This window comes from Azospira restricta, assembly GCF_016858125.1.
Lineage (GTDB): Bacteria > Pseudomonadota > Gammaproteobacteria > Burkholderiales > Rhodocyclaceae > Proximibacter > Proximibacter restrictus.
This window is the reverse complement of record NZ_CP064781.1, coordinates 369368-385680: the sequence shown is the minus strand read 5'-3', so window position 1 is coordinate 385680 and position 16313 is coordinate 369368. Positions and strand designations below refer to the sequence as shown.

The following is a 16313-nucleotide window of genomic DNA, read 5'->3' as shown; positions in this document are numbered from 1 at the left end:
CCAGTGCGCCTCTTGGCGCGAGGCCCTAGTGGGCTTCGTCCCAGTTGCGGCCGACGCCGACCTCGACCACCAGCGGCACACTGAGCTTCGCCACCTGCGTCATCAGCCGCGGCAGTTCGAGGCGGACCTCGGCGAGCTCGCCGTCCGGCACTTCCAGCACCAGTTCGTCGTGCACCTGCAGCACCAGTTTCGTCGCCATGTTTTTCGCATCGAGCCAGCGCTGCACGGCGACCATCGCCAGCTTGATCAGGTCGGCGGCGGTGCCCTGCATCGGCGCGTTGATCGCCGCGCGCTCGGCGCCCTGGCGGCGGCCGACCTGCTGCGCGCGGATGTCGGGCAGCCACAGCCGGCGGCCGAAGACGGTCTCGACGTAGCCGTCGCGCTTCGCCGCGTTGCGCGTCTCCTCCATGTAGCGGGCGACGCCGGGATAGCGCGCGAAGTAGCGCTCGATGTAGGCCTGCGCCGCGCTGCGCTCGAGGCCGAGCTGGCGAGCGAGGCCGAAGGCGCTCATGCCGTAGATCAAGCCGAAGTTGATGACCTTGGCGACGCGGCGCTGGTCGGGGCCGACCTCGAGCGGCGTGACGCCGAAGATCTCGGCCGCGGTCGCCCGGTGCACGTCCTCGCCGGCGGCGAAGGCTTCCAGCAGGCGCGGATCCTCCGAGAGGTGGGCCATGATGCGCAGCTCGATCTGCGAGTAGTCGGCGGAGACGATGCTCGCCGCCTCGGGGGCGACGAAGGCGGCGCGGATGCGGCGGCCCTCGGCGGTGCGTACCGGGATGTTCTGCAGGTTCGGCTCCGAGCTGGCCAGCCGGCCGGTGATCACGCTCGCCTGCGAGTAGCTGGTATGCACGCGACCGGTGTCGGGGTTCACCATGCGCGGCAGCTTGTCGGTGTAGGTGCTCTTCAGCTTGGACAGCGTGCGCGTCTCCAGCAGCACCTTCGGCAGCGGGTAGTCGAGCGCCAGTTCGGAGAGCACTTCCTCGTCGGTCGACGGCGTGCCCGACGGCGTCTTCTTCTGCACCGGCAGGCCGAGCTTCGCGAACAGGATCTCGGCGAGCTGCTTCGGCGAATTGAGGTTGAACGGCTGGCCGGCGAGCTCGTGCGCCTTCTGCTCCAGCGCGAGCAGCGCCGTGCCGAGCTCGTGGCTCTGTTGCGCGAGCAGCGCGGCGTCGATCAGCACGCCGTTGCGCTCCATGCGCCAGAGCACCTCGCGCGCCGGCATCTCGATCTCGCGGTAGATGCGCGCGAGGCCGGCCTCGGCGTCGATGCGCGGCAGCAGCGCGCGATGCACCTGCAGCGTGACGTCGGAGTCCTCGGCCGAGTACTCGGCTGCCTGCGCGATGGCCACCTGGTCGAAGCCGATCTGCTTCGCGCCCTTGCCGCACAGCGATTCGTACGCGATCGTGTCGAGCCCGAGGTGGCGCGACGCGAGCTGGCCGAGGTCGTGGCCCTTGTCCGATTCGAGCACGTAGGATTCGAGCAGCGTGTCGTGACTGACGCCGGCGAGCGCGATGCCGTGGTTGGCGAAGACGTGCTGGTCGTATTTCAGATGCTGGCCGAGCTTGGCGTGCCGGTCCGATTCGAGCCAGGGCTTGAGTTTCGCCAGCACTTCGTCGCGCGGCAGCTGTTCGGGGACGCCGGCGTAGTGGTGCGCGAGCGGGATGTAGCAGGCCTCGCCCGGCGCGGTCGCCAGCGAGATGCCGACGATGCGCGCGGCGAACGGGTCGAGGCTGGTCGTCTCGGTGTCGACGGCGGTCAGTTCGGCGGTCTCGATCTTCGCCTGCCAGCGCTCCAGCGCCGGCCAGTCGAGCACCGTCTCGTAGGCCGAGCGGTCGGGCGTGAACAGCGACGCGGCGACGGCCGGCGCCGCGGCCGCGTCGACGGGCACGGCGCCATTGCCGGCGGTGGTGTTGGCAGACTCGCCGCTCACCTCGCGCAGCCAGCTCTTCGACTCGATGCGCGTGAACAGCTCGATCAGCCGCTCGCGCTGCATCGGCCGCGGCGTCAGGGATTGCGGCGTCTCGGCGAGCGGCAGGTCGCAGGCGACGGTGACCAGCCTGCGGCCGAGCGGCAGGAACGCGAGCGCCTGGCGCAGGTTGTCGCCGGCGACGCCGCCGATCTCGCCGGCGTGCGCGACCAGGTTGTCGAGCGTGCCGTACTGCGTCAGCCACTTCACCGCGGTCTTCGGGCCGCACTTGTTCACCCCCGGCACGTTGTCGACGGCGTCGCCGATCAGCGTCAGGTAGTCGACGATGCGCTCCGGCGGCACGCCGAACTTGTTGATCACGCCGGCCTCGTCGAGCACTTCCTCGCTCATCGTGTTGACCAGCGTCACCTGCTTGTCGACGAGCTGCGCGAGGTCCTTGTCGCCGGTCGAGATGACGACCTCGATGCCCTGCGCCGCCGCCTGCCGCGCGAGCGTGCCGATCACGTCGTCGGCCTCGACGCCGGGCTCGACGATCAGCGGCCAGCCGAGCGCCTCGATGCAGGCGTGCAGCGGCTCGATCTGGCGGGCCAGGTCGTCCGGCATCGGCGGCCGATGCGCCTTGTACTCCGGGTACCAGTCGTCGCGGAAGGTCTTGCCCTTGGCGTCGAAGACGCAGGCCTTGTACGCCACGTCCCTCGCCTTGTAGTCGCTTTCCAGCCGGCGTAGCATGTTCAACACGCCGACGATGGCGCCGGTCGGCTCGCCCGCCTTGTTGCGCAGGTCGGGCAGCGCGTGGAAAGCGCGATAGAGGTACGACGAGCCGTCGACCAGAAGCAGCACGGACATGATTGAGCGATGAACGAAAAAGAGAAATTGCCGCCGCAGGCGGACCCCGAAAAACTGGCGCAGTCGGTCTCGGCGCGCGAATCCTGGCGGATCTTCGGCATTATGGCAGAGTTCGTCGCCGCCACCGAACGCCTGGCACAGATCCGGCCGGCGGTGTCGATCTTCGGCAGCGCCCGCGTCGAGCCGGGCACGCCATACTACGAACTGGCCGAGGCGATCGCGCTCAGGCTTTCCGATTCGGGCTTTTCGGTGATCTCCGGCGGCGGTCCGGGCATCATGGAAGCGGCGAACAAGGGCGCCTTTCACGGCAAGAGCCCGTCGGTCGGCCTCAACATCCAGCTGCCGCACGAGCAGCACTCCAACGCCTACCAGGACATCTCGCAGACCTTCCGCCACTTCTTCGCGCGCAAGTACATGTTCGTCAAGTTCGCCAGCGCCTACGTGGTGATGCCCGGCGGTTTCGGCACGCTCGACGAGCTGATGGAGGCGCTGACGCTGATGCAGACCGGCAAGACCCGCTGCATCCCGATCATCCTCGTGCACGCGCCGTTCTGGCGCGGCATGATCGACTGGTTCCGCGACCGCCTGGTCGACGAGGGAATGATCTCGCCGGAGGACATGGACCTGATCCAGGTGCTCGACAAGCCGGAGGAGATCGTCGAGGCGATCTTCAAGCACTACGAGACCCGCGGCTTCCTGCCGTCGGCCGACGAGCGGGAGATGCTGCTCAACCTGTAATACAATTCCGGAATATTCCCGGGGATTCCACATGCGCCGCCTCCTTCCGCTCCTGGCCTTCGTCGCCACCGCCGCCCTCGCCCAGGGCGGCAAGCCCGCCGACCTGCAACCGCTGCCGGCGGTGCCGCCGCCGCCGCCCGAGATCGTTCCCTTCGACGCGGCGCTCGAGCCGCAGGTGACGATCCGCAAGCGCGAGGGCGACACGATCGAGGAGTTCCGCATGGAGGGCCGCGTCTACATGCTCAAGGTGACGCCGCCGCACGGCGTTCCGTACTACCTGGTCGATACCCAGGGCGACGGCAACTTCACGCGCATGGAGACGCTCGACGACCGCACCCGCGTCCCGATGTGGATCATCAAGACCTTCTGAGTTCCCGCTGCCCCGGCCGGCCGGCGCCGCGTCCGCCGGTCCCCTGAACCGCCGAAATCCTTCTCCGCGACGTGTCCGTCTTCACCTCCGTCTCCCGCGAACAGCTCGCCGTCTGGCTCGAGGCCTACGACCTCGGTGCGCCGACCGCGCTCGTCGGCATCGCCGAGGGCGTGCAGAACTCCAACTTCTTCGTCGACACCGAACGCGGCCGGCACGTGCTGACGCTGTTCGAGCGCGGCGTCGACGCCGCGCTGCTGCCGTTCTACCTCGACCTGATGGCGCACCTCGCGCAGCACGGCATCCCCTGTCCGGCGCCGCGGCCGATGCGCGACGGGCGCCTGCTCGGCGAACTGAACGGGCGGCCGGCGGCGCTCTTCTCGCGGTTGGCCGGCGCCTCGGTGCTGCGGCCGACGCCGGCGCAGTGCGCTGCCGCCGGCGCCGCGCTCGCCCGCCTGCACCTCGCCGGCCGCGACTTTCCGGCGCCGCCGCATCCGCGCGGCAGCGACTGGGTGGCGGCCACCGCCGCCCGCCTGCGGCCGCTCTTGCCGGCGGCGGACGCCGCGCTGCTCGCCGACGAGCTGGCGGCGCAGGGCGCGCCGGCGGCGGCGCTGCCGGCCGGCGTGATCCACGCCGACCTCTTCCGCGACAACGTGCTGTTCGTCGGTGATGGCGATGCGCCCCGGATCGGCGGCCTGCTCGACTTCTACTTCGCCGGACGCGGCGACTTCCTGTTCGACCTCGCGATCGTCGCCAACGACTGGTGCGACGACGACGGCGGCCTCGACGCGATCCGCCTGCAGCCGCTGCTCGCCGCCTACCACGCGGCGCGGCCGCTCACCGCCGCCGAACTCGCCGCCTGGCCGCGCCAGCTGCGCGCCGCGGCGCTGCGCTTCTGGCTGTCGCGGCTGGAGGATTTCCATTGCCCGCAGCCGGGCGAGACGGTCACCGTCCGCGATCCGGACGCCTATCGCCGCATCCTGCTGGCGCGGCGTGCGCTCGGCGATGCGCCGCTGCGGCTTGCCTGAGGGCGGGGGCGCGGCTAGCATTTCCCCGTTCCCACACGAGACCCGGCCATGACTCCGTTTCCGCTCTCCCCCGTCGCCTTCTCCGGCGAACCGCGGGTGGTGCCGCCGGACGCGCCCTTCCAGTGGCTGCGCCAGGGCTGGGCGGTGTTCGCCGCCGACCCCGGGCAGTGGCTGGCGATGAGCGTGCTGCTGCTGGTCGTCTTCTTCGCGCTGCAGATCGTACCGCTGATCGGCAGCCTGGTCGCCGTGCTGCTGCTGCCGGCGCTGCTCGCCGGCCTGCTGCACGCGGTGCAGCGCCTCGGCGACGAGGGGCGCTTCGAACTCGCCGATTTCCTCGCCGGCTTCCAGCGCAACAGCGGTCCGCTGGTGATGCTCGGCCTGCTGCTGATGGCCGGCTGGGCGCTGATCCTGCTCGTGGTGGCGGTCGTCGCCGGCGGCGGCGTCGCCGGCGGGGTGCTCGCCGGCATCGCCGGGCAGCCGGGCATGGGGATGGGCATCGGCATGGCCGGCTTCTTCATTGCCTTCGTCCTCAAGCTGCTGCTCGGCATCCCGCTGCTGCTGGCGACGTGGTTCGCGCCGGCGCTGATCTACTTCAACGGCATGGCGCCGCTTGCCGCGCTGCAGGCGAGCTTCGCGGCGAGCCTGAAGAACTGGCTGGCGATGATCGTCTTCGCCCTGCTCGCGCTGGTGCTCGCGTTCTTCGCGGCGCTGCCGCTGGGGCTCGGTTTTTTCGTGCTGATCCCGGTGCTGATCGGGGCGCTGCACGCTTCGCACAAGGACATCTTTCTTGGCTGACATGATCCGCTTCGCTCCCCCTTCCTTCCGCCGCGCGGAGACCTGCTGAGATGCAGGCGCGCAGGCTCACCGCACGGCAGGGCTGGAGCTGGCTCGGCGCCGGCTTCGCGCTGTTCCGCAAGAACCCGGCACAGCTGACGATGATCATCCTCGGCTACTGGCTGCTGATCGCCTTCGTCAATTCGCTGCCGATGGTCGGGCCGGTGCTCGCGACGCTGACCATCCCGGCCTTCTCGGTCGGCCTGATGAATGCCTGCCGCGACGTCGACCAGGGCCGCGCGCTGCTCTTCCCGGTGCTCTTCTCCGGCTTCAGGCTGCAGAAGAAGACGCTCTACGTGCTCGGCGCGCTCTACCTGGCGGCGACGCTGTTCGTGCTCGCCGCGTCGTCGCTCGCCGACGGCGGCCTGTTCATGCAGAGCATGATCGGCAGCTACAAGCCGAGCGAGGAGGACATTGCCGGCGGTGGCTTCATCGCCGCCGCCCAGATCGCGCTGATCCTGATGATGCCGGTGATCATGGCCTGGTGGTACGCGCCGGTGCTGGTCGCATGGCACGGCTTCGACGCCGGCAAGGCGCTGTTCTTCAGCTTCGTCGCCTGCGTCCGCAACTGGAAGCCCTTCCTCGCCTACGGCGCCTGCGTGCTGGTCTTCGGCGGCGTGCTGCCGGGGATCGTGCTCGGGCTGTTCGTCGCGGCGGCGCCGGAGGCGGCCGGCTTCATCACCTCGCTGGCGATCGTGCCGCTGCTGCTGATCCTGGCGCCGACGGTGATCGCCAGCTTCTACGTCACCTACCGCGACGTGTTCACGACCAGCGACGCCGCCGAGCCGGCGCCGCTGCCGGACGAGCCGCCCGCTGATGCCTGAACTGTCGCCGCTCGGCGTCTTCGGCGGCACCTTCGACCCGGTGCATGTCGGCCATCTGCGGCTGGCCGAGGAGGCCGCCGACGCGCTCGGTCTCGCCTGCGTGCGCTGGATCCCCGCCGGCCAGCCGCGCCACCGCGAGGCGCCGCGGGTCGACGCCGCGCACCGCCTGCGCCTGGTCGAGCTGGCGATCGCCGGCAACCCGCGCTTCGTGCTTGACCCGGCGGAAGCGGAGAGCGGCGAGGCGAGCTACACCGTGCCGACGCTCGAGCGGCTGCGCGGCGAGCTCGGTCCGGCGCAGCCGCTGGTGCTGCTGCTCGGCGCCGACGCCTACGCCGGGCTCGCCGGCTGGCACCGCTGGCGGGAGATCTTCGCGCTGGCGCACGTCGCCGTTGCGCACCGCGCCGGCCTCGCCGCACACGCGTCGACGCTGCCCGCCGCGTTGCGCGACGAACACCTGGCGCGCAGCGTGCCCGGCGACGATCCCGCCGCGCTCGCCGCGGCGCCGGCCGGGCGCGTGCTCGGCTTCGCGATGACGCCGCTCGCCGTGTCCGCGACGCAGGTCCGCGAATTGCTGGCGCAGGGCCGCAGCGCCCGCTATTTGCTGCCGCAGCCGGTTATCGACTATATTGAACTTCACCACCTCTACCGACGCCACGATGGACCTTAGAAAGCTGCAGAAACTGGTTGTATCCGCCCTCGAAGACATCAAGGGGCGCGACATCGAAGTCCTCAACACCACCAAGCTGACCTCCCTGTTCGATCGCATCGTCATCGCCAGCGGCGACTCCAACCGCCAGGTGAAGGCGCTCGCGCGCAACGTCCAGGAGAAGGTCGCCGAGGCCGGCGGCGAGGTGCTCTCGGTCGAGGGCGAGGACAACGGCGAATGGGTGCTGGTGGACTTGGGCGACATCGTCGTGCATGTGATGCAGCCGGCGATCCGTGCGCACTACAACCTCGAGGAACTGTGGGCGGCGCGGCCGGCGAAGCGCCGGCTCGCCGTCGAAGAAGACGGCGCCGCTGCATGAAGCTGGTGATCGCCGCCGTCGGCCACAAGATGCCGGACTGGGTGGCGGCAGGCTGCAGCGAATACATCAAGCGCATGCCGCGCGAACTGCCGCTGTCGGTCGTCGAGATCAAGCCCGAGCCGCGCGGCAGCAGGACCCGTGAACAGCTGACTGCCGCCGAGAAGGTGCGCATCGTGCCGGCGATCGCCGGCTGCGGGCGCGTCGTCGCGCTCGACGAGCGCGGCCAGGACCTGACCACGCAGCAGCTGGCGCAGCGCCTGGAGGGCTGGATGCGGGAAGGGGGCGACACCGCCTTCCTGATCGGCGGCGCTGACGGCCTCGACCCCGAGCTGAAGGCGCGCGCCGACGACATGATCCGCCTGTCCAGCCTGACGCTGCCGCACGCGATGGCGCGGCTGGTGCTGTGCGAGCAGCTCTACCGCGCGGCCAGCGTGATCAGGAACCACCCGTACCACCGCGAAGGATGAGTCGTCCGTGAGCCTGCTCGCTCCCCGCATCCACCTCGCGTCGCGCAGCCCGCGCCGGCGCGAGCTGCTGACCCAGCTCGGCGTGCAGTTCGACACGCTGCTGTTCCGCGACGGCACCCGCGCCGATGTCGAGACCGACGAGACGCCGCAACCCGGCGAGGACCCGGTCGCCTACGTGCAGCGCGTCGCCCGCGCCAAGGCCGAGCACGGCTGGCGCTGCGTCGGCTGGCGGCACCTGCGGCCGCAGCCGGTGCTGTCCGCCGACACGACGCTGGAGTTCGACAACGAGATCATCGGCAAGCCGTTGGATGCCGCCGACGCGATGCGCATCCTCGGCCGCCTGTCGGGCAGGACGCACCGCGTGCTGACCGCAGTCACCGTCTGCTGCGAGGCGCGCGTCGAAACGGTGCTGTCGGTCAGCGAGGTGCGCTTCGGCGCGCTCGATCCGGCTGACATCCGCCGCTACGTGGCCAGCGGCGAGCCGATGGACAAGGCCGGCGCCTACGGCATCCAGGGCCGCGCCGGCATGTTCGTCGAGCACATCGCCGGCAGCTACAGTGGCGTCATGGGCCTGCCGCTGTTCGAGACGGCGCAGCTGCTGCGCCGCTTCAACTACCCGCTCTGAACTTTTCCCGCGGCGCCGCTCCGTCGTCGGCGAGCAGCGCGAGCAGCTGCCTGGCAGCCTCTGCGGCACCGTCTGCCGCGACCCGGCGCCGCGGCTGCCGCCACAGCGCGGCTAGCTGGCGCACGAAACCGCCGCTGGAGAAATCGTCCGCGGCGAGTTCGGCACAGACCGCCTCCGCCGCTAACCAGTCGATCAACGCGTCCTGCTCCGGCCAGTCGTCGCGGCGCAGGTAGAGCAGCGGCGTGCCGGCCGCCGCCGCCTCGACGAACATGCCGTAGCCGGGCTTGGTCACCACCGCGTCGACCGACGCCAGCAGGTCGGAGAAATGCCAGCCGAGCGCGCCGTAGTCGGTGACGTCCGGGCGTCGCCCGGCGGGCGCGCCGCGCACCAGCCAGCGGATACCCGGTGTCTGTGGCCACTGCGCGAGCGGCAGGTCGAAGCCGATGCCGCCCATGCCGACCAGCACCAGGCGCTCGTCGCCGGCGCCGATCGCGGCGGCCAGCGCCGCGTGCTCGGCGCGGCCGACGCGGGCGATCGGCGGCAGGTCGACGACCCGCGGCAGCGTCGGCATCGCGGTCGCCGGCAGGCAGCGCAGGAAGACCTCGGCGCCGGCGTAGGCGGCGTGCAGCTGCGCGTGGATGCTCGCCGCCCAGTCCTCGCCGGCGAACAGGAAGGCGAACTGGTCGGCCCAGTTCAGCGAGCACAGCGCGGCGGCCGGAATGCCGGCGGCGCGCGCACCGGCGAGCGGCAGCGCGGAGACGTTGGCGAGCACCAGGTCGGGCGCGAGCGCGGTGAGGAAGTCCGCTTCCGCCGCGACCTGCGCCGGCCAGTCGGCGTGCGCCGCGCGGTAGGCGGCGGCCGATCGCTCGCGGTCGACGCGCGTCGCGTCGTGCATCAGGAAGCTGACGTCGCTGCTCGCCGGGAGATGGGTGAAGGGCTGCGCGATGCGCAGGCGCAGGCGGTCCTCGGCGAGGCCGCTGCGGATCGTCAGCCGCAAGCTGGGGCTGCGTGCGGCCAGCGCGTCGAGCACCGGCGCCGTCTGCGCCAGGTGGCCGAGGCCGTGCGCCGAAATGTCGACGAAGACGTGCGGCACGCGGCTCAGCGCTTCTTCAGCTCGACCAGCGGCACCACGTCCGGCAGTTCGATGCGCTTGCGGCCGGGCTCGACCGCCGCGAGCGGCGCCGTTTCATGCATCGTCGCCAGCGAGCGGCGGGCGAGGTCCTGGTAGGTGCGCGTGCCGTCGACCTTCCACGCGATCTCCTCGTCGGTGAGCGCGCGGACCACCTTCGCCGGCATGCCGGCGGCGAGCATGCGCGGCGGAATCTCGATGCCGGCCTTGACGAACGCGCAGGCGGCGACGATCGCCGATTCGCCGATCACCGCGTTGTCCATGATCACCGCGTTCATGCCGACCAGCGCGTTGCGGCCGATGCGGCAGCCGTGCAGCACCGCGCCGTGGCCGATGTGGCCGTCCTCCTCGACCACCGTGTCGGTGCCGGGGAAGCCGTGCATCACGCAGCTGTCCTGCAGGTTGGCGCCGCGCTCGAGGATCAGCCGGCCGAAGTCGCCGCGCAGGCAGGCGGTCGGCCCGACGTAGCAGCCGGGGCCGACGATCACGTCGCCGATCAGCACGGCGCTGGGATGGACGAAGGCGGTCGGATCGACCACCGGCACGATGCCGTCGATGGCATAGACGCGAAGCGGAAGCATGGGCGGCTCCTCGGGGCGGGAAAACTCAGACATCCCTGAAGGGGACTTGTTCGTGATGTGCGGCGCACATCGTCTCAGACGAAGCGGGCGACGAAGGCGCCGACGCTGGCGGCCGGCAGCGGCGCCCAGACGCGGTGGCCGTTGCCGGGGGCGACGTCGATGACGGTGCCGTCGGCCTTCTCCAGCCGGGCGAGCGCGAGCTCGGCGTTGCCCGCCGGGTGCACCAGTTCGAGCCGGTCGCCGACCGCGAAGCGGTTCTTCACGTCGATCTCGGCGAGGCCGCGCGCCGCGTCGAAGGCGACGACGTCGCCGACGTAGAGGCTCCTCGCCGACTCCGAGTGGCCGCGCAGGTAGTTCTGGTAGTCGGCGTCGTGGTGGCGCTGGTAGAAGCCGTCGGTGTAGCCGCGGTTGGCCAGGCCCTCGAGCTGGGCGAGCAGCGCCGGGTCGAGCGGGCGGCCGGCGACGGCATCGTGAATCGCCTGGCGGTAGGTCTGGCAGGTACGCGCCGCGTAGTACGGCGACTTGGTGCGCCCCTCGATCTTCAGCGAGTCGATGCCCATCGCGACCAGCTTCTGCACGTGCTCGATCGCGCGCAGGTCCTTCGAGTTCATGATGTAGGTGCCGTGCTCGTCCTCCTCGATCGGCATCAGCTCGCCGGGGCGCTCCTTCTCCTCGATCAGCCACACGTCGCCGCCGGCGTCCGGCTTCGCCGGCTGCACCTTGTAGTCCCAGCGGCAGCTGTTGGTGCAGGTGCCCTGGTTCGGGTCGCGGTGGTTGAAGTAGCCGGAGAGCAGGCAGCGGCCGGAGTAGGCGATGCACAGCGCGCCGTGCACGAAGACCTCCAGTTCCATCTCCGGGCACTGCTGGCGGATCTCGGCAATCTCGTCGAGCGACAGCTCGCGGGAGAGGATCACGCGGGACAGGCCCATCGTCTGCCAGAACTTCACCGCCGCCCAATTGACGGTGTTCGACTGCACCGACAGGTGCACCGGCATCTCCGGCCAGCGCTCGCGGACCAGCATGATCAGGCCGGGGTCGGCCATGATCAGCGCGTCCGGGTTCATGGCGATCACCGGCGCCATGTCGTCGAGGTAGGTGCGCACCTTGGCGTTGTGCGGGTAGATGTTGCTGACGACGTAGAGTTTCCGGCCGCCGGCGTGGGTTTCGCGCACTGCCTCGGCGAAGGTCTCCAGGTCGCCGAATTCGTTGTTGCGTGCGCGCAGGCTGTAGCGCGGCTGGCCGGCATAGACGGCGCCGGCGCCGAAGGCGAAGGCGGTGCGCAGCATCGCCAGCGAGCCGGCAGGGGCGAGGAGTTCGGGGGTTTTCATGCGGGGCGGTACAATGAGGGCGGTCCCGAAATTATACGCGCCTCGCCGCCCGGCTCCGGCGCCGCACTTCACGATGCCAGAACAGATCCTGATCAACTTCACGCCGCAGGAAACGCGCGTCGCCGTCATGCACCAGGGCGTCACGCAGGAACTGCACATCGAACGCACCAGCTCGCGCGGCCTCGTCGGCAACGTCTACATGGGCAAGGTGGTGCGCATCCTGCCCGGCATGCAGTCGGCGTTCATCGACGTCGGCCTCGAGCGCACTGCCTTCCTGCACGTCGCCGACATCCTCGAGGCGCGGCCGAACGGCCACGGCAGCAGCGAACCGCCGCGGCCGATCGAGCGCATGCTGTCGGAAGGACAGAGCCTGCTCGTGCAGGTAATCAAGGACCCGATCGGGACCAAGGGGGCGCGGCTGTCGACGCAGATCTCGGTGGCCGGCCGCATGCTGGTCTACCTGCCGCAGGAGAAGCACATCGGCGTCTCGCAGCGGATCGAGGACGAGGCCGAGCGCGAATCCCTGCGCGAGAAACTGAACCGGCTGGTCCCGGCCGACGAGCCGGGCGGCTTCATCGTGCGTACGATGGCCGAGGGGGCCTCCGAAGCCGATCTCGCCAACGACATCGCCTACCTCAGGAAGATCTGGGCCGAGCTGAAGACGCAGGCGCGGACCGCGGCGCCGCCGGCGCTGATCTACCAGGAGCTGAACCTCGCGCAGCGCGTGCTGCGCGACTTCGTCAATCCGGACACGGCGCGCATCGTCATCGACTCGCGCGAGAACTTCCAGAAGCTGACCGCCTTCGCCGACGTCTATACGCCGGCGGTGCGGCCGCTGCTCGAGCACTACACCGGCGAGCGGCCGCTGTTCGACCTGTTCGGCGTCGAGGACGAGATCCAGAAGGCGCTCGCCCGCCGCGTCGACCTGAAGTCCGGCGGCTACCTGATCATCGACCAGACCGAGGCGATGACGACGATCGACGTGAACACCGGCGGCTTCGTCGGCGTGCGCAACTTCGACGACACCATCTTCAAGACCAACCTCGAGGCGGCGCAGACCATCGCGCGCCAGCTGCGGCTGAGGAACCTCGGCGGCATCATCATCATCGACTTCATCGACATGGACAGCGGCGAGCACCGCGAGGCGGTCCTCGCCGAGTTCAACAAGGCGCTCGCCCGCGACCACACGCGGCTGACCGTGAACGGCTTCACCGCACTCGGCCTGGTCGAGATGACGCGTAAGCGCACGCGCGAATCGCTGGCGCATGTGCTGTGCGAGCCGTGCCCGACCTGCGACGGCCGCGGCGAGGTGAAGACCGCGCGCACCGTCTGCTACGAGATCCTGCGCGAGCTCCTGCGCGAGGCGCGCCAGTTCAACGCCCGCGAGTACCGCGTGATTGCCGCGCCGGCGGTGGTCGACCTGTTCCTCGACGAAGAGTCGCAGGGACTGGCGATGCTCTCCGACTTCATCGAGAAGCCGGTCTCGCTGCAGGCCGAGCCGAGCTATTCGCAGGAGCAGTACGACATCGTGCTGATGTGAAAAACGGGGCCGTGGCCCCGTTTCCTATTGTCCGGAACCTGTCCCGGTCAGTCCTTCGCCGACGTGCAATACATCGTCGACTCGCCCTCGATCACCGTCTTGCCGTTCACCGTGCACACCGAGTCGAGCACGCAGCGCTTCTTCTCCGGCACCACCTCCTTCACCGTCACCGTCGCCGTCACCGTATCGCCGATGCGCACCGGCGCCTTGAACTTCAGCGTCTGCCCGAGGTAGATCGTGCCCGGCCCGGGCAGCTTGTTCGCCAGCACCGCCGAGATGAAGCTCGCCGACAGCATGCCGTGCGCGATGCGGCCGCCGAACTGCGTGTCCTTGGCGTACTCCTCGTTGAGGTGCGCCGGGTTGATGTCGGTCGACACGCCGGCAAACATCAGGATGTCGGCCTCGGTCACGGTCTTGCTGACGCTTGCCGTCATCCCCGCTTGCAGGTCCTCGACGTTGTAGCCACCCACCTTGTTCATGAAACTGATCTCCTTTGTTCGTGTCCGAATCACGTAGCATACACGCAGCCCCCGCCGGGAGCATCGTCGAAGAGGAGACTTGCCATGCGCCATCGAATCGCCCACCTTGCTTTCGCCGCCGTGACGACGCTTTCCGCCGCCGCTGCCGCCGCCCAGACCATCGTCGACGACTGGGCCAGCATCAAGGCGCCGCCGCCGCCGGAACTGAAGCCGGTGAGCATCGATGCGAAGACGACGGCACTCTTGATGCTCGACTTCGTCACCCCGAACTGCAGCAGCCGGCCGCGTTGCATGGCGCAGCTGCCGGCGGTGAAGAAGGCGCTGGAGATGGCCCGTGCCAGGGGCATGCTGGTCGCGTTCGCCACCGGCCCGACCGGCAAGCGCGCCGACACGCTGCCCGAGGTCTTCCCGCGCGACAGCGAGCCGGTGGTGTCGACCGGTGTCGACAAGTTCATGAACACCGATCTGGAGAAGATCCTGAAGGAACGCGGCGTGCAGACGGTGATCGCGATCGGCACCGCGGCCCAGGGCGCCGTGCTCTACACGGCGAGCGGCGCCTCGCTGCGCGGGATGAAGGTGATCGTCCCGGTCGACGGCATGTCGTCGGATGCGCCCTACAGCGAGCAATACACCGCCTGGCACCTGGCCAACGCGCCGGTGGTGTCGAAGAACGTGACGCTGACGAAGTTCGACCTGCTGCAGTTCTGAGGTGGTCAGGTGGCGGGGGCCATCCCCGCCGCCGCTGCCGGCGGTTACAGCGAACGGAAGAAAGGAATTACGAACGGGCCGAGAATGACGCACAGCACGGCCAGCGTAGCCAACCACGACGACGCATAGGTCGGTCCCCCGAACCACACGAAGTAAATAAACGCGAGCAGTGGCGTCAGCAGAAACAGGGCTGGGCCAGCCGACAGGAAAAGCGGCCGGGGCTCTGCCGGCCAGAATGCCGCCGACAGTGCGGCAGCGATGCAGACCGGGACGAAAAGCAGGACGCAGAGTCCCTGCGGGGTATCGAGCCAATGCCCCCAGCGATACCAGCGCTTCACCCTCTCGATCTGCGACATTGTGGTTTCCTAGACCGCGAGACAGAGGTATTTGATCTCCAGATACTCCTCCAGCCCGTACTTCGAGCCCTCGCGGCCGATGCCGGACTGCTTGACGCCGCCGAAGGGCGCCACCTCGTTCGAGATCAGCCCGGTGTTCACGCCGACCATGCCGTATTCCAGCGCCTCGCCGACGCGGAAGACGCGGCCGACGTCGCGCGAGTAGAAGTAGGCGGCGAGTCCGAATTCGGTGGCGTTGGCCATCTCGATCGCCTGCGCCTCGGTGTCGAATGCGAACAGCGGCGCCACCGGGCCGAAGGTTTCCTCGCGCGCCACCAGCATCCGGTGCGTGACGCCGGCGAGCACGGTCGGCTCGAAGAAGGTGCCGCCGCGCGCGTGGCGCTTGCCGCCGGTGAGCACGCGCGCGCCGTGGGCGACGGCGTCGGCGAGGTGCGCCTCGACCTTGGCCAGCCCGGCGGCGTCGATCAGCGGCCCCTGGACGACGCCGGGCTCGCTGCCGGGGCCGACCTTGAGCGCCGCCACCTTCGCCGCCAGCTTCGCCGCGAATTCCTCATAGACGCCGGACTGGACCAGCACGCGGTTGGCGCAGACGCAGGTCTGGCCGGTGTTGCGGTACTTGGCGACGATCAGCCCGTCGACCGCGGCGTCGAGGTCGGCGTCGTCGAAGACGATGAACGGCGCGTTGCCGCCGAGTTCGAGCGACAGCTTCTTGATCGTCGGCGCGCACTGCGCCATCAGCAGCCGGCCGACCTCGGTCGAGCCGGTGAACGACAGGTGGCGGACGACCGGGCTCGCGGTGAGTTCGCCGCCGATCGCCACCGGGTCGCCGGTGACGACGTTGACCACGCCCGGCGGCAGGCCCGCCTCGTGCGCCAGCCGCGCCAGCGCCAGCGCGGTCAGCGGCGTCTGCTCGGCCGGCTTGATCACCACCGTGCAGCCGGCGGCGATCGCCGGCGCCACCTTGCGCGTGATCATCGCCAGCGGGAAGTTCCACGGCGTGATCGCGGCGCAGACGCCGATCGGCTGCTTGATCGTCAGCAGGCGCTTGTCGCCGGCGACCGGCGGGATCGTCTCGCCGTAAGCGCGTTTTGCCTCCTCGGCGAACCACTCGACGAAGGCGGCACCGTAGGCCACCTCGCCCTTCGCCTCGGCGAGCGGCTTGCCGCATTCGGCGGTGATCAGTGTCGCCAGGTCGTCGCTATGCGCGACGATCAGCTCGAACCAGCGGCGCAGCAGCGCGGCGCGTTCCTTCGCGGTCTTCGCGCGCCAGCCGGGCAGCGCCGCGTCGGCGGCGAGGATCGCGCGCGCAGTTTCGCGCGCGCCCATCTGCGGTACTTCGCCGATTTTCTCGCCGCTCGCCGGGTCGGTCACGGCGAAGCTGGCACCGTCGTCGGCGGCCTCCCAGCGGCCGTCGACGTAGGCGCTGGTGCGAAGGAGGAGGGGGTCGTTGAGTTGCATGGCGGCACCTCGGCTGGGTCGTAAGTGAAGGATGCGAAACCTGCAGTTTATAC

General features: G+C 69.8%; 18 protein-coding genes. 11 read left to right on the top strand and 7 right to left on the bottom strand.

What is annotated here, in order from left to right; all coding sequences use genetic code 11:
• Positions 1–25: 25 nt before the first annotated feature.
• Positions 26–2773: a DNA polymerase I gene (gene polA, locus IWH25_RS01845; protein ID WP_203387662.1), complete on the bottom strand. Its 2748-nt coding sequence runs from the start codon at positions 2771–2773 to the stop codon at positions 26–28.
• A gap of 9 nt (positions 2774–2782) precedes the next feature.
• Here polA and IWH25_RS01840 point away from each other — a divergent pair, with 9 nt between their 5' ends.
• The 9 genes from IWH25_RS01840 (at position 2783) to IWH25_RS01800 (ending at position 8681) form a co-directional block, all read left to right on the top strand.
• On the top strand, positions 2783–3511 hold the full coding sequence (locus IWH25_RS01840) for an LOG family protein (RefSeq protein WP_203387661.1): 729 nt from the start codon (positions 2783–2785) through the stop codon (positions 3509–3511).
• Between the two features lie 31 nt (positions 3512–3542).
• Positions 3543–3881 (top strand): DUF2782 domain-containing protein, encoded by a 339-nt coding sequence (locus IWH25_RS01835; RefSeq protein ID WP_203387660.1) that lies wholly within the window; start codon positions 3543–3545, stop codon positions 3879–3881.
• Positions 3882–3952: 71 nt separating this feature from the next.
• Entirely contained in the window at positions 3953–4906 is a 954-nt protein-coding gene (locus tag IWH25_RS01830) for a homoserine kinase (protein ID WP_203387659.1), read from the top strand.
• Positions 4907–4954: 48 nt separating this feature from the next.
• The gene (locus tag IWH25_RS01825; protein WP_203387658.1) at positions 4955–5701 is read left to right on the top strand and encodes a BPSS1780 family membrane protein; all 747 of its coding nucleotides are present in this window, start codon (positions 4955–4957) and stop codon (positions 5699–5701) included.
• Between the two features lie 50 nt (positions 5702–5751).
• Entirely contained in the window at positions 5752–6564 is an 813-nt protein-coding gene (locus IWH25_RS01820; RefSeq protein ID WP_203387657.1) for a BPSS1780 family membrane protein, read from the top strand.
• On the top strand, positions 6557–7231 hold the full coding sequence (gene nadD, locus IWH25_RS01815) for a nicotinate-nucleotide adenylyltransferase (protein ID WP_203387656.1): 675 nt from the start codon (positions 6557–6559) through the stop codon (positions 7229–7231). The genes IWH25_RS01820 and nadD overlap by 8 nt, the downstream gene beginning before the upstream one ends.
• Positions 7221–7589 carry a ribosome silencing factor gene (gene rsfS, locus IWH25_RS01810; protein WP_203387655.1) on the top strand — a complete coding sequence of 123 codons (369 nt, stop codon included), beginning with the start codon at positions 7221–7223 and terminating at the stop codon, positions 7587–7589. Before nadD ends, rsfS begins: the two co-directional genes overlap by 11 nt.
• Positions 7586–8056, top strand: a complete 471-nt coding sequence (gene rlmH / locus IWH25_RS01805) for a 23S rRNA (pseudouridine(1915)-N(3))-methyltransferase RlmH (RefSeq protein WP_203387654.1) — start codon at positions 7586–7588, stop codon at positions 8054–8056. The genes rsfS and rlmH overlap by 4 nt, the downstream gene beginning before the upstream one ends.
• 7 nt (positions 8057–8063) lie before the next feature.
• Positions 8064–8681, top strand: coding sequence for a Maf family protein (locus tag IWH25_RS01800; protein WP_203387653.1), 618 nt, complete (start codon positions 8064–8066; stop codon positions 8679–8681).
• Here IWH25_RS01800 and IWH25_RS01795 read toward each other — a convergent pair.
• From IWH25_RS01795 to IWH25_RS01785, 3 genes are all read right to left on the bottom strand, one after another.
• Complete coding sequence (locus IWH25_RS01795; RefSeq protein WP_203387652.1) at positions 8665–9774, bottom strand: hypothetical protein; 1110 nt, start codon at positions 9772–9774, stop codon at positions 8665–8667. The two genes, IWH25_RS01800 and IWH25_RS01795, sit on opposite strands and share 17 nt — an antisense overlap.
• A 5-nt stretch (positions 9775–9779) precedes the next feature.
• Positions 9780–10391: a phenylacetic acid degradation protein PaaY gene (gene paaY / locus IWH25_RS01790; RefSeq protein ID WP_203387651.1), complete on the bottom strand. Its 612-nt coding sequence runs from the start codon at positions 10389–10391 to the stop codon at positions 9780–9782.
• 74 nt (positions 10392–10465) lie between these two features.
• Positions 10466–11719 carry a peptidase U32 family protein gene (locus IWH25_RS01785; protein WP_203387650.1) on the bottom strand — a complete coding sequence of 418 codons (1254 nt, stop codon included), beginning with the start codon at positions 11717–11719 and terminating at the stop codon, positions 10466–10468.
• Positions 11720–11792: 73 nt separating this feature from the next.
• On the opposite strand from IWH25_RS01785, the gene rng reads away from it, so the two are divergent.
• Positions 11793–13259, top strand: a complete 1467-nt coding sequence (rng, locus tag IWH25_RS01780; protein WP_203387649.1) for a ribonuclease G — start codon at positions 11793–11795, stop codon at positions 13257–13259.
• Between the two features lie 47 nt (positions 13260–13306).
• Here rng and IWH25_RS01775 read toward each other — a convergent pair whose 3' ends face one another.
• Positions 13307–13738, bottom strand: coding sequence for a MaoC family dehydratase (locus IWH25_RS01775; RefSeq protein ID WP_203387648.1), 432 nt, complete (start codon positions 13736–13738; stop codon positions 13307–13309).
• Between the two features lie 84 nt (positions 13739–13822).
• On the opposite strand from IWH25_RS01775, the gene IWH25_RS01770 reads away from it, so the two are divergent.
• Positions 13823–14446 carry a cysteine hydrolase family protein gene (locus IWH25_RS01770; protein ID WP_203387647.1) on the top strand — a complete coding sequence of 208 codons (624 nt, stop codon included), beginning with the start codon at positions 13823–13825 and terminating at the stop codon, positions 14444–14446.
• A 44-nt stretch (positions 14447–14490) separates the two neighbouring features.
• Here IWH25_RS01770 and IWH25_RS01765 read toward each other — a convergent pair whose 3' ends face one another.
• Both IWH25_RS01765 and IWH25_RS01760 read right to left on the bottom strand, forming a co-directional pair.
• Entirely contained in the window at positions 14491–14802 is a 312-nt protein-coding gene (locus IWH25_RS01765) for a hypothetical protein (protein WP_203387646.1), read from the bottom strand.
• Between the two features lie 9 nt (positions 14803–14811).
• The gene (locus IWH25_RS01760; protein ID WP_203387645.1) at positions 14812–16260 is read right to left on the bottom strand and encodes an NAD-dependent succinate-semialdehyde dehydrogenase; all 1449 of its coding nucleotides are present in this window, start codon (positions 16258–16260) and stop codon (positions 14812–14814) included.
• Positions 16261–16313: the final 53 nt, after the last annotated feature.